General features: G+C 72.6%; 15 protein-coding genes. 5 read left to right on the top strand and 10 right to left on the bottom strand.

Features of this window, described 5'->3' with window-relative positions:
* Positions 1-20 precede the first annotated feature (20 nt).
* Positions 21-773 (bottom strand): anti-sigma factor, encoded by a 753-nt coding sequence (locus ACZ6I3_RS32270; protein ID WP_469419468.1) that lies wholly within the window; start codon positions 771-773, stop codon positions 21-23.
* A complete protein-coding gene (locus ACZ6I3_RS32275) occupies positions 770-1,354 on the bottom strand; it encodes a sigma-70 family RNA polymerase sigma factor (RefSeq protein WP_469419470.1) in 585 nt (194 codons plus the stop codon). The genes ACZ6I3_RS32270 and ACZ6I3_RS32275 overlap by 4 nt, the downstream gene beginning before the upstream one ends.
* 230 nt (positions 1,355-1,584) lie before the next feature.
* On the opposite strand from ACZ6I3_RS32275, the gene ACZ6I3_RS32280 reads away from it, so the two are divergent.
* Positions 1,585-2,250: an alpha/beta fold hydrolase gene (locus ACZ6I3_RS32280; protein WP_469419472.1), complete on the top strand. Its 666-nt coding sequence runs from the start codon at positions 1,585-1,587 to the stop codon at positions 2,248-2,250.
* A 7-nt stretch (positions 2,251-2,257) separates the two neighbouring features.
* On the opposite strand, the gene ACZ6I3_RS32285 is transcribed toward ACZ6I3_RS32280, so the two are convergent.
* Entirely contained in the window at positions 2,258-3,538 is a 1,281-nt protein-coding gene (locus tag ACZ6I3_RS32285; RefSeq protein ID WP_469419473.1) for an MFS transporter, read from the bottom strand.
* Between the two features lie 248 nt (positions 3,539-3,786).
* Between ACZ6I3_RS32285 and ACZ6I3_RS32290 the strand changes: the two genes are divergently transcribed.
* A complete protein-coding gene (locus tag ACZ6I3_RS32290) occupies positions 3,787-5,754 on the top strand; it encodes a protein-arginine deiminase domain-containing protein (RefSeq protein ID WP_469419475.1) in 1,968 nt (655 codons plus the stop codon).
* Positions 5,755-5,769: 15 nt separating this feature from the next.
* On the opposite strand, the gene ACZ6I3_RS32295 is transcribed toward ACZ6I3_RS32290, so the two are convergent.
* Together ACZ6I3_RS32295 and ACZ6I3_RS32300 are read right to left on the bottom strand one after the other, a co-directional pair.
* Complete coding sequence (locus ACZ6I3_RS32295) at positions 5,770-6,432, bottom strand: hypothetical protein (protein ID WP_469419477.1); 663 nt, start codon at positions 6,430-6,432, stop codon at positions 5,770-5,772.
* Positions 6,433-6,716: 284 nt separating this feature from the next.
* Complete coding sequence (locus ACZ6I3_RS32300; protein WP_469419478.1) at positions 6,717-7,412, bottom strand: type 1 glutamine amidotransferase domain-containing protein; 696 nt, start codon at positions 7,410-7,412, stop codon at positions 6,717-6,719.
* 71 nt (positions 7,413-7,483) lie between these two features.
* Here ACZ6I3_RS32300 and ACZ6I3_RS32305 point away from each other — a divergent pair, with 71 nt between their 5' ends.
* The gene (locus tag ACZ6I3_RS32305; RefSeq protein ID WP_469419480.1) at positions 7,484-7,639 is read left to right on the top strand and encodes a hypothetical protein; all 156 of its coding nucleotides are present in this window, start codon (positions 7,484-7,486) and stop codon (positions 7,637-7,639) included.
* Here the strand turns inward: ACZ6I3_RS32305 and ACZ6I3_RS32310 are convergent.
* Positions 7,636-8,070, bottom strand: coding sequence for a hypothetical protein (locus ACZ6I3_RS32310; protein ID WP_469419481.1), 435 nt, complete (start codon positions 8,068-8,070; stop codon positions 7,636-7,638). The two genes, ACZ6I3_RS32305 and ACZ6I3_RS32310, sit on opposite strands and share 4 nt — an antisense overlap.
* 188 nt (positions 8,071-8,258) lie before the next feature.
* Between ACZ6I3_RS32310 and ACZ6I3_RS32315 the strand changes: the two genes are divergently transcribed.
* Positions 8,259-8,447 carry a hypothetical protein gene (locus ACZ6I3_RS32315; RefSeq protein ID WP_469419483.1) on the top strand — a complete coding sequence of 63 codons (189 nt, stop codon included), beginning with the start codon at positions 8,259-8,261 and terminating at the stop codon, positions 8,445-8,447.
* Positions 8,448-8,463: 16 nt separating this feature from the next.
* Here ACZ6I3_RS32315 and ACZ6I3_RS32320 read toward each other — a convergent pair whose 3' ends face one another.
* Complete coding sequence (locus ACZ6I3_RS32320; RefSeq protein ID WP_469419485.1) at positions 8,464-9,060, bottom strand: TetR/AcrR family transcriptional regulator; 597 nt, start codon at positions 9,058-9,060, stop codon at positions 8,464-8,466.
* 113 nt (positions 9,061-9,173) lie between these two features.
* Here ACZ6I3_RS32320 and ACZ6I3_RS32325 point away from each other — a divergent pair, with 113 nt between their 5' ends.
* A complete protein-coding gene (locus ACZ6I3_RS32325; protein WP_469419487.1) occupies positions 9,174-10,193 on the top strand; it encodes an aldo/keto reductase in 1,020 nt (339 codons plus the stop codon).
* Positions 10,194-10,208: 15 nt separating this feature from the next.
* Here the strand turns inward: ACZ6I3_RS32325 and ACZ6I3_RS32330 are convergent, their stop codons facing one another.
* From ACZ6I3_RS32330 to ACZ6I3_RS32340, 3 genes are read right to left on the bottom strand one after another with little or no spacing between them, the layout of a single operon-like run.
* Positions 10,209-10,718, bottom strand: a complete 510-nt coding sequence (locus tag ACZ6I3_RS32330; protein ID WP_469419489.1) for an inclusion body family protein — start codon at positions 10,716-10,718, stop codon at positions 10,209-10,211.
* Positions 10,711-12,561 (bottom strand): thiamine pyrophosphate-binding protein, encoded by a 1,851-nt coding sequence (locus ACZ6I3_RS32335; RefSeq protein ID WP_469419490.1) that lies wholly within the window; start codon positions 12,559-12,561, stop codon positions 10,711-10,713. Before ACZ6I3_RS32335 ends, ACZ6I3_RS32330 begins: the two co-directional genes overlap by 8 nt.
* Positions 12,558-14,597 carry a flavin monoamine oxidase family protein gene (locus ACZ6I3_RS32340; RefSeq protein WP_469419492.1) on the bottom strand — a complete coding sequence of 680 codons (2,040 nt, stop codon included), beginning with the start codon at positions 14,595-14,597 and terminating at the stop codon, positions 12,558-12,560. Before ACZ6I3_RS32340 ends, ACZ6I3_RS32335 begins: the two co-directional genes overlap by 4 nt.
* Between the last annotated feature and the right edge of the window lie 211 nt (positions 14,598-14,808).

The following is a 14,808-nucleotide window of genomic DNA, read 5'->3' on the forward strand; positions in this document are numbered from 1 at the left end:
GGGAAGGCCATCGGGGCGCGTCAGGCGGGGAAGGCCATCGCGGCCACCGGGGCCGAGGTGGGCCGCTCGGATCCGCCGGCCGGTTCGACGGTGACGCCCATGCCCGACGCCCCGTCCACGGCACCCCGCATCAGGACGGCCTGGTCGGTGCGGCCGGGGTCCATGAGGCCGGCGGACCGCATGGTGCCGTCGTCGTCGAACCACAGCTGGTAGACCTTGCCCCGTGGCGGATCCGCCATCCCGGAGACCATGAACACGGCCCGGTCCTGGCCTGCGGAGACGACGACGGTGCCGGTGGCCCCGTCGGCCAGTTCCGCGGTGCGGGTCCTGGCGTCCGGTGCCGCGAGCACGCCGGCGATCCGGTCCGTGGCCTGTTCGGCCTGCCGGGCCTGGTCGAGGGCGTCCTCGGCTCGCTGGTACTGCCACACCGCCGTACCGCCGAGCGCGGTGGCCGCCGCGAGGCACGCCGCCAGGGCCCACCGCGAGAGCGGGCGCCCCCAGGAGGCCGTACGGCCCGCGCGGGGCCGGGCCGGCTCCCCGGGCGGGTCCTGGCGGACGGTGGTGATCCGGCGCAGCACCTGCTCGCGCAGCACCGGGCGGGGCGTGAGCGCGACGGCGAGCCCCAGGCGGGCGGCGACGGCCGTCAGTTCGGCGGTCTCCTCGGCGCACGGCTCGCAGGCCGCGAGGTGCCGCCCGAAGGCCTCCCGCTCCTCGTCGGACAGGGCGTGCAGGGCGTAGGCGCCGGTCAGGGTGTGCAGGTCGGCGGTGGTCACGCGGTCACCCCCAGGCAGTCGCGCAGCCGGATGAGCCCGTCGCGCAGGCGGGTCTTGACCGTGCCCAGGGGAAGCGTCAGGGCTTCCGCCACCTGCCGGTAGGTCAGCCCGCGGTAGTACGCGAGGGTGACGGCCTGGCGCTGGATCTCGGTCAGCGTGCGCAGACAGCGCCGCACCTGCTCCCGCTCCAGCCGTGCCTCGACCTGCTCGGTCACCTCGTCGTACTCGGGCGTGCGCTCCAGCAGGGCGGCCTTGTGGTCCCGGGCCGCGGCGGCCTCCACCGAGCGCACCCGGTCGACCGCCCGGCGGTGCGCCAGGGTGAGGATCCAGTTGATCGCCGTACCGCGGTCGGAGCGGTAGCGGGGGGCGGTGCGCCACACCTCCACCAGGACCTCCTGGGCGACCTCCTCCGACTGCGCCTGGTCGCGCAGGACGGCGCGCACGACACCGAGGACCGGGCTCGCCACGAGGTCGTACACCGAGGCGAACGCGTCCTCCTCGCCCAGCGCGACGCGGCCCACCAGTTCTTGCAGGTCCGGCTCGGCGGACGGGTTTCGGCCGATGTGCACGGCTTCTCTCACGGGGGTCCTCCGTGGTCGGGACGTCTCCGGTGGTAATCCGGTCCCCGGAGGGCGACGGATTGGTCCCGCTCCCAGGAAAAAACGCAGGTGGGACCGGACGGCCTGGGCAGGGGCCCGGGTTTCGGGGACCATGGCGTGCCGGCGGCCGGCCAATCCGTTCGCCGGACGGCTACGGATGACCAGTGAACGGATCTCCCCGGCGGGGGACACGCGAGGGGCGAGGAGCACGGATGACGGTTCACGAACGGGAGACCGTCCCCGGGGCGGCTCGCACGCCGGCCGCGCTGGTGCCGCGCCGCGCCCCCGGCGCGCCGCGGGCCGCCGTGCTGTTCCTGCACGGTGGCAGGTCCGAGGGCCGGTCCCCGTCGCGGCCCTGGCATCTGGCGGCCCTGCGGATGAGGCCCTTCGTGCGGGCCGTCGCCGCCGCGCTGCCGGACGACGGGGTGTTCCTGGGAGAGGTGCGCTACCGCGTGCGCGGCTGGAACGGCGACGCCGACGACTCGGATGCCCTGCGGGACGTCCGGCGGGCGCTCGACGAACTCGCCCGCCGGGCCGGTGACGTCCCGGTGGTTCTCGTGGGTCACTCGATGGGGGGTCGCGCGGCCCTGCGCGCCGCGGGCGCCCCGCAGGTCCGGGCGGTGCTGGCGCTGGCGCCCTGGTGCCCGGACGGCGAGCCGGTGAGCCAGTTGCGCGACAAGGACGTCGTCGTGATCCACGGGGACCGGGACCGTGTGACCGACCCGGGCGCGTCGGTGTCGTACGTGCGGCGGGCCCGCGCGGCCGGGGCCCGGGCGGACGTCCGCCTCGTCCCGGGCGGTGACCACGCGATGCTCCGGGGCGACACGAACTGGCACCGCCTCGCGGCCTCGACCGCCGTGGGCCTGCTCCCGCCCTGACGCCCGCTCAGGGCCGTCGCACGGCCTCTCCCCGCTGCTCGTGCCGTCCGAAGCCGTGGATCAGGGCCACGGCCAGCGCGCTGATCAGCAGCAGCACGCTCATGTACAGGACCACCGGCCAGGGTTCTCCCCCGGCCGCCTCCAGCAGCGCGGCCGCGACGAGGGGTGCGGTGCCGCCCGCCAGGGCCGCCGCGACCTCCCGGCTGAGGGCGACCCCGCTGAACCGGGTCCTGGTGGTGAACAGGTCCGCCAGGAAGCCCGCCTGGGCGCCGAGCTGGGCCCCCAGCAGCATCCCGCTGAGGCCAAACGCGAACCACACGTATCCGGCCTGCTCGGTGTCCAGCAGCCAGAAGAAGGGGAACGCGAACGCCGCCGCGGCGACCATGGCCCAGCCGAGCACCGTCCGGCGGCCGACCGCGTCGCCCAGCGCCCCGGCCACCGGTGTCACCGCCGCGCTGCACGCGAAGTAGATCAGCGCCCCGACGAGGGTGACCGTACGGGAGACCTCGAGCCGCTCGGTGAGATAGGCGAGCGCGAACACCACCGGGATGTAGGCGGCGACGTTCGGCCCGATGCTGCTGATCACCCCGAGGAAGAGGGTCCGCGGAGCGCGGCGGGCCAGTTCCACGGCGGGTGCCCGTGCGACTCCGCGCTCCCGCTTGACCTGCTCGAACATCGGGCTCTCGGCGACGCTGACCCGGATGTAGAAGCCGGTCGCCGTGACGACGAGGGTGACCAGGAAGGGGATGCGCCATCCCCAGTCGAGGAAGTCGTCCGGGGGCAGGGCCGCCACGGCGGCGACGGCCCCGGCCGAGAGCAGCGCGCCGACCGCCGCACCCGCCGGGGGGATGGCGGCGTACCGTCCGCGACGCTCCGGCGTGGCGAACTCGGCCAGGGTGAGGGAGGCGCCCGCGTACTCGGCGCCCGCGCCGAACCCCTGGATCATCCGCAGCACGACCAGCAGCGCGGGCGCCCACGCCCCGGCGGTCTCGTACGTCGGCAGCGCGCCCATCAGGGCGCTGGCCAGGCCGACCGTGACCAACGTGATCACCAGCATCCGCCTGCGGCCCAGCCGGTCCCCGTAGTGCCCGATGACCAGAGCGCCGAGCGGCCGTACGGCGAACCCGACCGCGAACGTGGCGAAGGACGCCAGGGTCGCCGCGACCGGGTCGCCGGGCGGGAAGAACAGCCGGTTCAGGACGAGCGCGCTCATGGTGCTGAACAGGATGAAGCCGTACCACTCCAGCGCGGTGCCGATGGTCGTCGCCAGCACCACGCGCGTCAGCATGGACGGTCCTTCACCGGCCATACGCCGCATATACCGCATCCGGCCACTCTCGTCGAGGGTCTCCGCCCGCCCTCCGAACCTCGCCGGTACCGGGGCGGATAACCGTCGGACGGACGCAGGGCCCGCTGCGGCCGGACGTTCCGCTCACGGCACGCGGCACCCGAGCGGTAACCGCCCCTTCACAAGCAACGCACAGGCCCTGTTCCGCCTCTTGCACAGCGTCACCCCCCAACTGAGAGGACCGTGCTGTGCGTTCACGTGCTCACATACGTCCACGTCTGATTCCGGCCGGGTCGCTGGTCCTGGCGCTCGCCGCGGCCGGGTCCGTGCTGGCCGGGCCGGCCGGCTCCGCCTTCGCCGCCGAGACGGCCGGCCGGGCCGATCTGCGCGCCGATGTGAACCGCGACGGGCGGGTCGATGTCACCGGCGGCAGCGACAAGACCGGCGAGGACGGCTGGTCCGTCGGGCGCGGTGCCGTCTACCTGCCCAACATCGACGACGACACCAAGCGGTGTCCCGTCACGGGGCCGGGCGGCAGACCCCTGTCCGACGCCAAGCTGGCCGCGTGCAACGACGGCACCGACACGAAGGTCAACGGCACCGCGGACGCCGCCGACCTCGCCCGGGTCCGTTCCGTGCCCATGCCCGGCCTGGCCTCTAACGCCAAGGGCAGCCTGAAGGTCACCACTGGGGGCAAGCACGCGCACCTCTTCCTCAAGCGGGACGGCAAGTGGGTCCTGGTGACGTCCGCGACCCGGCTGACCGCCGCCGAGCTGCGTTCCGGCGTGGAGTTCGGCGTCGAGGCCACCGACATCGTCCGGGACACGGCGAAGTGGGACGGCCGCGCGGTGGTCCGGCTGACGGTCACGTCCGGGCAGAAGTCCACCTCCGACGCCGTGACCCTGCGCGTCGCACCGCTGCTGACCCAGCATCACCTGCAGAACACCCAGCAGGTGATGGTGACCGAGGTCCAGGGCCAGGGCGAGTACAGCCGCCTCCAGCAGAAGTTCGTCGCCGAACTCGGCAAGGAGGTCAAGAAGGCCGGGGTCACCACGCCGCTGGTCAAGTTCACGAAATACGCCGACCCCTGGGCGCAGGACTTCGTCGAACCGGCCTACGTCAACATGACCGGGCCGGGCGGGCAGCCGCAGGTGATGCGCGTGATGCTGCGCTCCGCCCAGCCGGACCGGGACGCGGGCCGCGAGCTGTTCGAGAAGATCCGCGGCCGGGACACGGGGGTCGTGCAGGTGACCGACCCGGCGGAGCCCGACGACTGGTCGCTCAACTCCTTCGGGAACCTGGAGACCATCCCGCCCTACGCGCACAACGGGCGGTCCTTCCCGGCCGGGCGCATCATCATGGGCGAGCGCAAGGACAGCGGGGCACGTCCGTCGAAGGTGATGCGGACGATGCTGAAGTCGCAGGGCATGCAGGACCCGCTGCTGCTGGACACCTCCTGGCTGGGTGTCGGGCACGTCGACGAGTTCGTGCAGTTCCTGCCCGCCGACACCCCGCGCGGCTGGCGCGTCGGCGTCGCCGACCCGGAGGCGGGGCTGCGGCTGCTGCGCGACGCCAAGCGCGACGGCCACGGCGGGAAGAAGATGTTCTCCGTCCCGGGCCGCAGCGACAGCCCCGCGCCCAAGGAGACCATCGACCAGGCGCTCGCCTCCCGGCACCTGGTGTCCGACAACCAGATGGCGGCCCGGCGCATCGCCGCCAACCTGGAGATCCTCAAGCGCGAGACGGGCGTCACCGACGCGGAGATCGTGCGGGTGCCCGCGCTGTACACCCGTGAGTCGGAGGCCTTCTCCGCCGACGGCCAGGACGTTCCCGTGCCGCGGCTGACGCGCATGGGCGCCGCGTCCGACCTGGTGGACAGCCTCCGGGACCGCGGCCAGCAGAAGTGGCTCGCCGAGAACCCGGCGGCCCCGCGTGCGGCGGCTCCGGCGGTGCAGACCAGCGCGTACGTGCCCGGCGCCGTCAACGGCGTGCTCCTGGGCCGCGACCGCTACCTCGCCCCGCGCCAGTGGGGGCCCGTCATCGCCGGCAAGGACATCTTCACGGAGGCCGTCAACGCCGTCTACACGCGGGTCGGCATGAAGGTGTCGTACATCGACGACTGGTACACGTACCACCTCGGCATGGGCGAGGTGCACTGCGGCACCAACACCCTGCGCGACGCGTCGGCCGCGTGGTGGCGGATGCCGGTGCGGTAGGCCCTGTCGTGCCGCTCAGGTCCCGAGGACCAGGACGCGGAAGGGGCCCGGGGTGTCGCCGTCGAGGCAGCGCCACCCCCAGGACCGCAGGGCCTCGACGGTCCCGGCGTCGGAGCGGTTCACCAGGGTGACGCCGACGGTGGCGCCGTGGTCGGTGAGCAGCCGTCGCTGGAGGCGCCGGGCGAGGTTCCAGGCGCGGTCCTGGTTCTGCCGGCGCACCCAGGGCTGGACGAGGATCACGGAGACCATGAAGAGGCGCCCGGAGCCCGCGAGCCGGAGCAGGCTCCCCGGGAGGTATCCGTCGAAGCCCTCCCACCAGGGCCCGTCACGGCGTACGGGAAAGCCGTAGGCGCAGCCGGTCAGGGCGGTGGTCTCGGCGATCAGCAGCGAGAACCCCGGGCGTCTCGCGTCGGCCGCCAGCCGTCGCAGGAAGGCGCCTCGGGCCTCGTTCCACGCCCACGGGCCGCCGCCGGAGGTGTCCGCGTACAGATCGCCCAGCTCCCCCAGGCGGTCCTCTACCTGACGCCGGGTCAGCTCGCGGACGCGGGCGCCCTCACGGGGCGAGGAGCCACGCTCCGGCCTCGGCCCGGGCTGCCTCCGCGTGCCGCGCCGGTCCGGGGCGTCCCGCCGCCCGGGAAACTCTGCGGTCGTCGGCGCGACCCGAACATGCACCGTCATGAGGCAAGCCCTGCTCCGGGCACAGGAGGACCCGACCCGGGGTCGTCGGTCGCCGAGGGCGGCACCGGTGTCGGGGCCGGTGCGCGAAGCGCTCTCGGTACCTCCACGGTACTCCCGGCCGGGCACCCGTCCGCCGGGGCCGCGGCCGGGAGGCCCCGGGGTGTGCGGCTACCCGGAGGCGGCGGTGACGAGGCCGTCCGGCCAGGCCCGGTGCCCGTTGGGCATCGGGTCGGGACACTCGGCCCGGCGTGCGGCACGTCCAGCCGCTCCCGGGGTGCGCGTGGTCAGGGGAGCTTCTTGAGCAGCTCGGCGGCGAGCGGGGCGGAGGAGGCCGGGTTCTGGCCGGTGACGACGTTGCGGTCGACCCGGACGTGCGGTGCCCACGGCTCCCCGGTCTCGACCGTCAGTCCGGCCTCGGTCAGCCGGTCCTCCAGCAGCCACTTCGCCTTGTCGGCGCTGCCGGCGAGCTGCTCTTCGGTGTTGGTGAAGGCGGTGATCCGGTAGCCGGCGTAGGCGTTCGTGCCGTCCTCCTTCACCGCGGCCAGCAGCGCGGCCGGGCCGTGGCAGACCACGCCGACCGGCAGCCCGGACTCCACCGCCCGGGCGAGGAGAGCGCCGGAGTCGGTGTCGACGGCCAGGTCCTCCATCGGGCCGTGGCCGCCGGGGACGTACACCGCGTCGAAGTCGTCGAGGCGTACGCCGGTCAGGGTCAGCGGGGTGCGGAACTCCGGGGCGCCCTCCACCACGGCCTTGATCTTCGCCGCGTTCTCCGCGCCGCCGGCGGCCTCCGGGGCCAGGCTGCCCGGGTCGACCGGCGGGACGACGCCGCCCGGGGTGGCCACGGTGATCTCGTGACCGGCGGCCTTGAACGCCTCGTAGGGGGCGACCGCCTCTTCGGCCCAGAAGCCGGTGGGGTGCTTGCTGCCGTCGGCCAGCGTCCAGTGGTCGGCGCCGGTCATCAGGAAAAGGATCTTCGCCATGGGGTGCTCCTACGGTTCTCAGGGGTGGTGGGTCCGCATGGTCCGGCCGCGCCGGCGGCGACGCTGACGTCATGGAGAACCGGACGTCCGGGGCCGCCGGTACCGGCAGGCGGCTACCCGCCCACGCCGACCTGAACCCGACCGCGCGGATCCGCGCCCTGGAGCGGCAGACCGGGCGCGGTTCCTCGTCCAGCGGCCCGGCGCCGAGGCCGGCCCCGACGTGCTAGGTCGTGGCGCCGGGGCCGCCGTCGTTGCGGGTGTTCCTGGGGGTGAGGCGGCGGTAGGCGGCGCGGGCGTGGGTCAGGCGGGCCAGGGCCGTGCCCAGGAGGGTGGCGGCGAACAGGCAGGCCAGCCATGTGGTGTCGCGGTGTCCGGCCCAGGTGAGGGTGCCGGCGGGCGGGATGGCGAAGCCGTTGAGGAACAGCCAGCAGAGCAGGGCCGTTCCGGGGGCGGCCGTGAAGCGGGCGCACAGGCCGAGCACGGCGGCCAGCACGGACAGCGCGGGCAGGGCCAGTTCCGGACGGTCCGGCCCCACCACGGTGTTGAGGCACGCCACCAGCGCCGGCGCCCCCGCGAAGGCCCCGGCCCAGACCAGCGGGGTCGCCACCGGCTGAGGGACGGGCCTGGCTCCGGTGCCCAGGGGCATCCACTTGATCATGCTGCCGCTTCCGCTCTGCCGGCCGGTTCCGAAGTGCTCGTCAGGGTGCCATCAACGCCGCTCCGGAGAAACACCGAATCCGGACAGCCGGCCCGTGGGAGCCGAGGGTGCGGCACCCGATATTGCCTCGCCCGGGGCCCCCGAGGCGCGTACGGTCTCGTCGCGGACATCGCGAGGACGGGGGGAGCGTGGCCAGGAGACGTTACGTCGCCAGGGGTGTGCCCGGGGGCTATCGCATCTGGGACAACCGGGGACGGCGCTGGTGGGGCGACCTCTACGAGCTGTGCCCCGACGATCTGCTGACCGAGCTCAACGGGCCGGCGGACCAGGCCCGGATCACCGCGCTGCTGAAGCGCTACCGGGCACAGAAGCGATAGGCGCTCGCCCTGAGGGTCAGCGCGGACGGCGCAGTCCCGTGATGAGGAGGCCGACCAGGCGGCGTGCGTCGTAGCGGGGGTCGTGGTCCGCGCCGATGCAGAGGTTTCCCACGCCGCGCATGAGCTCGTACGCCTCGATGCCGGCGTCGATCTCGCCCGCGTCGGCCGCGGCGGACAGCAACTCGGCGCAGACCGGCACGAGTCGGTCGATGAAGTAGGCGTGCAGCGCGTCGAAGCCGGCGTCGTCGGAGTGCAGGGCGGCGGCGAGGCCGTGCTTGGTCACCAGGAAGTCGACGAAGAGGTCGATCCACTGCCGCAGTGCGGCGTGCGGGGTCGCGGCGCTCGCCAGCAGGGCCGGGCCGGCCTCGGCGCAGGCGTCGACCTGGTGCCGGTAGACGGCGATGACGAGGTCCGCCCGGTGGGGGAAGTGGCGGTAGATCGTGCCCACCCCGACCCCGGCCCTGGCCGCGATGTCACGCACCGGCGCCTCCACGCCCGAGGTGACGAAGACCGCGGCGGCCGCGTCGAGCAGCGTCGCCTTGTTGCGCCGGGCGTCCTTCCGCCGGGACGGGGTCGCACGCCCCGTGTCCTCGCCGTCGCCGATGTCGTTCACCGCGCTCGCCCTTTCTCCGCTCAGCACTTGCCGAAACGGAACAGTGTTCCGTATCGTCTGGATGAAGCGGAACGGCGTTCCGCTTCATCCATGATGCCAGAGGAGACACGGTCATGCAGTACCGCACCTTGGGCCGCACCGGCGTGCAGGTCAGCTCCCTCGCGCTCGGCGCGATGAACTTCGGCCGGATCGGACGTACCACCCAGGACGAGGCCACCGCCCTCGTCGACGCCGCCCTGGAGGCGGGGATCAACCTCATCGACACCGCCGACAGGTACAGCGACGGCGAGTCCGAGGAGATGGTCGGCAAGGCCATCGCGGGCCGCCGCGAGGACATCGTGCTGGCCACGAAGGCGAGCATGCCGATGAGCGACGAGCGCAACCACCAGGGCGCCTCGCGCCGCTGGCTGGTCACCGCACTGGACGACAGCCTGCGCCGACTGGGGGTCGACCACGTCGACCTGTTCCAGATCCACCGGTGGGACCCGCGCACCGGCGACGAGGAGACCCTGTCGGCGCTGACCGACCTGCAACGCGCGGGGAAGATCCGGTACTTCGGTTCCTCGACCTTCCCCGCGTACCGCATCGCGCAGGCCCAGTGGGCCGCCCGCGAGCGGCACCTGAGCCGCTACGTCACCGAACAGCCCGGCTACTCGATCCTCCAGCGCGGGATCGAGTCCCATGTCCTGCCCGTCACACAGGAGTACGGACTGGGCGTGCTGGTGTGGAGCCCGCTCGCCTCGGGCTGGCTGACGGGCGCCGTCCGCGAGGGCCGGGACATCACCACGAACCGCTCGGCGTTCATGCCGGAGCGCTTCGACACCTCCCTCCCCCACAACCGGGCCAGGCTCGACGCCGTAGAGCGGCTCGCCGGGGTCGCCGACGAGGCCGGCCTGACCATGGTCCAGCTGGCGCTCGGCTTCGTGACCGCGCACCCCGGCGTGACCAGCGCGCTCATCGGCCCCCGCACCGCGGACCACCTCACCGCGCAGCTCGCCGCCGCCGACACCGTGCTCAGCGCCGACGTCCTCGACGCGATCGACGCGATCGTCGCGCCCGGCACCGACCTGGCCCCGCACGAGAAGCACGACACCCCGCCCGCGCTGCTCGACCCGTCACTGCGGCGCCGCTGAGCGGCCGGGGACGCGTCAGGCGTCCTCGATGGTGATGAAGGGGTCCCACTGGAAGTACCCCTTCAACTGGCGGTGGCGGTCCAGGATCTGGAAGTAGAAGTGGTAGGTGACCCTGCCGGCGCTCTTGACGGTCGTCCGCCAGTAGTGGTCCTGGTACCGCTGGGTGTCGAACTCCGGCCGGCCCTCGCTGCCCTCCTTCGGCAGCGGGTAGATGCCGTCGATCACCTCGATCTCCGGTGTGCGGATGAGCTGGTGCCCGCTGTCGCTGCTGACGTAGCGGTACAGCAGCGCCTTGTACTCGCTGCCCAGGGAGACGGTCGTCTCGCGCCACTTGACGGTGTCACCGGGTTCGGCGCGGAGGTTCAGCTCGGCGCCCGACGTGCCGACGATGTGGTCGTGCCGGGTCGTCATGTAGATCAGGCTCTCGTCGACGTAGGTCGGCGCGTCGGGGTTCCTGGACGCGTTGGGGTTCTGCTCGACGATCGTGGCCGCGTCGAACGCGATCAGTACGTTGAGATCAGCCATGGTCCTGCTCCTTCTCTGTCGGAACCTTGTAGGCCATCGCCCGCGGGTAGTCGTGCCGGTGCAGCCGGACGCGCACCAGGAGCGGTCCGGCGTTGAGTGGGTCGGCCGGGTCGGTGAGGCGGGCCAGGAGGTCGTCCAGGTCCGCGGTGTGCGTGACGCTGACGCCGTTCGCCGGGGTCTTCCCGCCGGCGAAGACGGCCGCGAGACGGTCGTAGTGCCAGGGGTGCAGGACGTTGTAGAAGTCGGGGTCCGCGGCGTCCCGGTCCGCGTAGAACTCCGGGTGCACCAGCATCTGTTCGATGCCGTAGAAGTGGCCGTTGTCCATGACGAACACCACCGAGCGGAGCCCGAGCCGGGTGTGGGTGGAGAGTTCCTGGCAGGTCTCCTGGAAGGCGCCGTCGCCGACGAACACCATCGGGCGGGCGTCCTCCCGCTCGGGGGCGAGCGCGGCGCCGGTGGCCGCGCCGACCGACCAGCCGATGGACAGCCAGCTGACCTGCGAGAGGAACCCGCCCGCCGGCAGGGACAGGTTCATCGAGCCGATGAGGGAGAAAGCGGCGTCCGAGACGACCGTCCAGTCCTCGCCGGTGTCGTGGTTCAGGAAGTGGTTGATCCGGTCGAAGACACCGTCGTAGGTGAGGCGTTGCCCGTCCGGCCGGTGGGAGCGCGTGGCTGCGGTACGGAGGGAGGCGCGGTGGTGTTCGAGGGCCGCGGGGCGGTCGCCCGGTGAGCCGTGGTGGGCGTAGGACTCGGCGTAGTAGTCGGCGGCCAGGCCCCCGGAGCCGTAGGCCTTCACCAGCGCGTCCTGGAGGGCGGGCAGCAGGTGGCGGAGCTGGACGTCGGGGAAGTAGGAGGTGCCGACGCTGACGCCGCCGAGCGCGGCCATCACCCAGTCGCCGCCGACGGACTGCTCGCCGCCGAGGTTCTTCGACGTGGACCAGGCGCCGAGCCCGATGCGGCAGGTGGCCCAGTCCTTGAAGACGGCGTGCACGTCGGGGTGGCTGGCCGGGCCGTTGTAGACGCCGTGGAACCGCGGCAGGTCCTCGTCGACGACGGCCTTGGCGCCGACGGTGGTGCAGAACGGCACGCCGGTGGCCTCCACCAGGCCGGTGAGCTGCTCGCCGAGGCGGAACCGGTCGATCTCCTCGCCGGCCCACACGATCGGGCGGGGCCTGCCGTCCGGGCCGGGATGCTCCTCGACCAGGGTCAGGATCGCCTGCACGGCGTGGTCCAGCAGCTCCTGGTTGCGCGCGCTGAACGGCCGCTCCCGGGGGACGATCGGTATCTCGGGCGCGGGGCAGGGCTCGTCCCAGAGGTCCTCCATGATCTCCAGGTAGACCGGGCGGCGCTCGGAGAGGCACGCGGTGAGCGCGGCGTCGATCTGGCCGGGGGCGAGGCCCGGGTGGGAGACGACCTGCGCGTCGACGGTGACCTGCCGGTAGACGTCCAGGTTGCTCTCCGCGCGGGGGCTCATGTGCGAGGTGAGCAGGCCGACGGCACGGTAGTTCTGCCACTGCTCGTAGGGCGGGGAGGCGTTGATCGCGACCAGCGGTACCTGTTCGACGTAGGCGCCGCCGCAGGCGCCCAGCAGGTTGAACGCGCCCACGCTGTAGGTGACGGCGACCGCCCCCACGCCGTGGATGCGGGCGTAGGCGTCGGCGGCCTGGCCGGCGCCGCCCTCGGTGGGGGTGCCGACCCACTCGATGTCGTCCTCGTCCCGCAGGGTGGTCAGGAACGGGCCGAGGTGGTTGCCGGGGACGCCGAAGAGATGGGTGATGCCCAACTCGGCCAGCCGCAGGGCGAGATAGCGGGCGACCGTGCACCTGCGGTCGATCGCGGTCATGCCCCCTCCCCCGGGACGGTGACCGGCGGGGCCTGGTGGACGGCGAGCGCGGCCCGCACTGCGCTCTCCAGGGCGCCCTCGATCCAGGCGTGCTTGAGGGAGGTGTGCTCTCCCGCGAAGTGCACCGGGCCCTCGGGCCGGGAGACGTCCAGGTGGAAGCTGGTCATCTGGTGCGCGGTGTAGATGGCGGCCTCGCCGAAGGCGTACGGGTCGCGGGCCCAGCTCTTGGTGGCGCCCCGCCCGGTGAAGAACACCTCGACACGGCGCCCGTGCAGGGCCTGGAGGTTGCGCAGGGCGTAGACGTAGCGTTCGGCGCTCCGCATGGAGTCCCAGCGGGCGGCGTCGTCGGACCAGCAGTAGGAGGCGAGGACGACGCCGCCGGTGCTGCCCTCGACCCGGTGCGACGGGTAGTACATGAACCTGTTGGGGTTGTCGGCCGCGGAGCCTCCGCCGAAGCAGTGCGTGGCGGGCCGGACGGCGGGGCCGCGCAGCGGCAGGGTGCTGTCGAGCTGCCGCATCTCCTCGGTGACGGCGCTGTCCTTGACGGCGGCGCCGAGCAGTCCGGAGGCAGCGGGGCCGGCCCCCGCCTCGACGATCGAGAGGACCATGCCGGTGCCGTCCGGGCCGCCCTGTTGGTAGTACTCGTACAGCCCCGGCGAGATCCGGTCCAGCTCCTCGCGCCAGTCGTCCTCGGTGAACTCCCACCACCGGTGGCTGAACTCCAGCAGCACCTTGGTGGCCTGGTCGTAGTGGGTCTCGATGATCGCGCGGCGCTTCTTGTACGACATCGAGGGGACGATCTCCACGAAGCGCAGGGCGGAGAACGGGACGGTGACGATCGCCAGGTCCGCCGTCCACAGGCGGGGCGGGGCCTGTGGATCGTTCTCGGCGACGGTCTGCACGGCCACGCCCCAGCCGTCGGGTCCGACGGCGCCGGTGCCCTCGGGGTCGGTGTCGCGGCTGGGGTCGTGGTACTCCAGCCGGATCATGCGGTGGCCGAGCCGCACCTCGTCGCGCAGGCCCTGGTGGAGGGCGTGCGGCAGGCGCCAGCTGCCGCCGGGTATCTCCCAGTAGCGGACGCCCGGGTTGATGTCGCTGCGGCTGAGGAAGCTGTGGAAGAAGGACAGATGCAGCCGCGAGGACATGTTCTCCAGGGTTCCGACGGCCTCGACGGCCTCGTCGCTGAGCCCGGCGTGGTCGCGCAGGAAACCGCCCATCGAGTAGCCGTCGAAGTCGCGGATCACCCGGGCCCAGCCCTCGACCCACTCCTCGAACGGCTTGTTGACGCGCCGGCCGTCGACCACGTCGGAGTAGTAGTCGCGCACGCATTCCAGCGCGTCGTCGACCATTTTCACGACGGGGGACCGGACTTCGTCGCCGGTGAGGTGGAAGCCCTCGTTGACGCGCTCCGGCCCGGCCGAGTAGTCGGAGCGCCGCACCTGGACGCGGTTGACGCGGATCCAGGAGTTGCCGCGCTTGTCGGGCTCGCGGAATTCGGGGCTGTCGTCGCCGTAGGACCAGGTCCGGCCGGTGAAGGAGGAGTACGTCACCGGGGGCACGGGGACGTCGGGGCCGCTGCCGGTGCCGGGGTCCACGTCCACGTTGTAGAACTGGCGGCGGCCGAGCCCGAGTTTGTCGACCAGGGCGAGGACGAGCGGATGGAAGTCGGGCAGCCGCATGGCACCGGCCTCGGCGTACTGGGCCGGGTCGTCGAAGGGCTGGTGGTGCTTGGTGGCCCGGAACGTCTTGACGCGCCCGCCGACCCGGCTGGCGTTGGCCTCCAGAATGGTGACCTCGTGGCCGGCGTCCTTGAGTAATCGCCCGGCGACGAGGCCGGTGATTCCGGCGCCGACGACGAGGATCTTCTTACGCGGGTGGTGGGTGGGGCCGAGGCGGCCCGTGTCTATCAGGGTGTGCAGATAGTCGAGTTTGAGGTCCTTGCCGTCCGGCCCGACGAGCAGAAGTTCGCGGGCGAGCCGGAGACAGGTCTGCCAGCGCGCACGGGTGGCGGAGCTGTCCCGAGAAGTGTCGGTCATAGCCAGCGATCGTAGATATGACGAAACGATTTCGTGGCTTTACCGGCGGATAAAGTCCGGAAAGCATTGGTTGCCCTTATTGACGTAATATCACCTTGCTCGAATTCTTTTTCGACGAACGGGAGATTCACCAGAGGCGGAAGGGAATGGGGCGTGAAATCCCATGAATAATTCACTTCCGGAATACGTACCGCCACGGGTGGCCGGGCAC

The organism is Streptomyces sp. NPDC041940, assembly GCF_055589465.1.